We start from the raw sequence: 1,239 nt of genomic DNA, 5'->3' as shown, positions 1-1,239 counted from the left end.
TACGTCTGCGATTCACCAAACTACAGGCCAAGTATTGGGTCAAACATTTGGCCAAGCTATGAGCCAGTCTACGCTCCAAGCTTTAGGCCAGAAGATTGGCACTAATAAAGAAGTAATACTCACTTGGCTAAGTCACGCTAAACAAGCCGACTATGCAGCCCTGGCTAAATTAATCGTTAAGGAAAAGCACTCCTGTAAGATTGCAGCAAAAGCATGGCAGTGGCACATCGAACAGGTAAAAGACATGCTAGTTGAAGCAAAGACCCAGCCTGATTCAAAGCCACAGGTTGTGTTTTTAACTGGCGGACTTGCCAAAGCAACCGCAGAAGATATCCAAGAAGAATGGCTAATCCAGCATAATATACAAATAAAAACGCTTGCAGAGCCATCGTTATTTGGTGCGTTTGTACTGGGAGTTAATAGCTTAGCGGCTGACGCCATCGACTCAGGTTGTAGTAGTGCTGAAGCCTTCAACAGGTCCATTATTTCACTTAGCCCATCAACCTCGGCTCTTTCTTCAACTTCGAATGACAATATTATTGATAGTGTTGATGTCGCTTCAGGTCCAGCGTCAGCAGGAGACCCAAGACCTTTAGCAGAGCCACTGTCATCTCCAACTTTGACCCCAATCAATCAGCTTGTATCCGAGTCTCGTAATCAATCCTCAATGTCTCTCGATACTATGAACAGTGTCGAAGTGGTATCACTGATGAACCAGCAAGACTCACAAATTACCAATGCCATCGCATTGATTCATGATGAAGTTGCTAGAGCCGTCGACATTATCAAAACAAGATTAGAACAAGGCGGCAGGCTCATTTATATGGGTGCTGGTACGAGTGGTCGCTTAGGCGTCTTAGATGCCGTTGAATGCCCACCGACATTTAGTATTCAAGATGACGTCGTCATTGGATTACTCGCTGGTGGCGAAGGTGCCATGTTTAAAGCCGTTGAAGGTGCCGAGGACAGCGAGGCATTGGGCCGCAAAGATTTAGAAAATGTAAACCTCACAGAAAGAGACGTTGTTGTCGGTATTGCTGCTAGTGGCCGAACGCCTTATGTCATCGGCGCAATTCAATATGCCAAACAACAAAAAGCAATGACTATCTCTGTTACCTGTAACCCGAAAGCCACCATCAATGAGTTAGCAGACGTCGCGCTCGCCGTAAATGTCGGCCCTGAAGTGTTAACTGGCTCGACTCGATTGAAAGCCGGTACCGCCCAAAAGCTTATTTTAAA

General features: G+C 45.9%; 1 protein-coding gene. It reads left to right on the top strand.

The window, feature by feature from the left end; genetic code table 11:
- Positions 1-1,239, top strand: a 1,239-nt coding sequence (locus AC4E96_RS09270) for an N-acetylmuramic acid 6-phosphate etherase (RefSeq protein WP_490255640.1), incomplete at both ends; no start/stop codon positions are given.

The organism is Psychrosphaera sp., assembly GCF_982872775.1.
Note: the sequence above shows the minus strand (reverse complement) of the source record. Positions and strands in the feature narration are given on the sequence as shown.